Origin of the sequence: Modestobacter marinus, from assembly GCF_019799945.1 — a bacterium.
Lineage (GTDB): Bacteria > Actinomycetota > Actinomycetes > Mycobacteriales > Geodermatophilaceae > Modestobacter > Modestobacter marinus_B.
This window is the reverse complement of record NZ_JABGCH010000104.1, coordinates 1-1,514: the sequence shown is the minus strand read 5'-3', so window position 1 is coordinate 1,514 and position 1,514 is coordinate 1. Positions and strand designations below refer to the sequence as shown.

The 1,514-nt window shown below is 70.1% G+C and carries 1 protein-coding gene; it reads right to left on the bottom strand.

What is annotated here, in order from left to right; all coding sequences use genetic code 11:
- Window positions 1–61 precede the first annotated feature (61 nt).
- Window positions 62–1,294: an IS110 family transposase gene (locus HK417_RS24270; protein ID WP_222273275.1), complete on the bottom strand. Its 1,233-nt coding sequence runs from the start codon at window positions 1,292–1,294 to the stop codon at window positions 62–64.
- Window positions 1,295–1,514 lie beyond the last annotated feature (220 nt).

Here is a 1,514-nt window from a genome sequence, read left to right as displayed (position 1 = left end):
GCGCGCGTCAGCGCGGGCGGACGAAGTCCGCCGCCCGTCCGGCACCGCGATCAGGTTGGGGTCAGGTGGCGGGGTCGAGGAGCACGGTGTGGCCGAGCTTCTCCAGTTGGGCCACCAGCCGGCGGGTGTGGGCCTGGTCGTTGCGGCGGGCCAGCCAGTCTGGGCCCAGATCCCGGTAGGGCTCGTCGCGGGAGAGCATGTAGTAGGCCGAGACCAGAATCGAGTGGGCGACCGCGACCTGCGCCCGCCCCATCCCGCGCCGGGCGGTGAGCCGAGCGTGCTGGGCCGACAGGTAGTTCTTGCCCTTCATCCGCCCCACCGAGCCGGCGGCCTCCACCAGCATGTGACTGAGCCACTTATTGCCATGCCGCAGCCCGGCCGGGGTGCGCTTGCCGGCCGACTCGTGGATCGCCGGCGCCACCCCGGCCCAGGCCGCCAGGTGCGCCGCCGAGGGAAAGCGGGACATGTCCGCGCCGGTCTCGGCGACGATGACCTGGGCGACCTTCTCCCCGACTCCGGGAATGGTCTGCAGCAGCTCCAGCTGGTGCGCCCACGGTTGGCACGCGTCGGCGATCACCGCATCGAGTTCGGCCAGCGCCGCCTCGACCGCGTCCAGCCGGTCCAGGATGGAGCGGGCCAACCGCGCGTGGCCGGCGTCGAGGTGCCCGGTCAGCGCCTCGGTCAGCGCCGGGATCTTGACCCGCATTCGACCCTTGGCCAGGTCGGCCAACGCCCGCGGATCCCGTTCCCCTTCGATGAGCGCGACCAGCATGGCCCGCGCGGAGACGGTGGTCAGGCTGGAGGCGACCACCGAAAGCTTGATGGACGCGTCCTCGAGCATCAGCTCCAGCCGCATTGCCTCCCGGGTGCGGTCGCCCATCAGCTGCTCCCGGTAGCGGGTCAGCATCCGCAACCGGCGAATGTCTGCAGGCGGCACGAACGACGGACGCAGCAACCCGTGCTCGAGCAGCTGGGCGATCCACTCCGCGTCCCGGACGTCGGTCTTGCGACCCGGGACGGCCTTCATGTGCGCGGCGTTGAGCAGCCACACCTCCATGACCTCTTCGAGGCAGTAGAACGGCGCCTTCCAGTAGGTCGAGGTCGACTCCATCGCCGCGATCGTCACCCCGCACTCCACCAACCAGTCCCGCATGACCACCAGCGACCGGGTGGTCGTCTTGAACGTCCGCGTCTGGCTCATCCGGCGGCCCCGCGCCCCCGGAGTGCGCACGCAGACGCACAACGACTCCTTGCCGATGTCCAGCCCGGCGACCCGCTCGAACAGGACCTCCACCCCTGATCACCTCCTGAAGACAGCGGGCGGACGCCGTCCGGAGGGACCTCTGCCAGGACACAGACCCACGTGCTCGTAGCAACAATCAAGGGCACCCGAGGACCCCGCGCCATACACCTCAACGGGCTCGCCCGCGCCAGTGTGTAACGACGTCGCCGGACGGCCCCCGCATTCTCATCCCCAAGCGCGGCGATCCAAGATCGCCAACCGATACACCTCA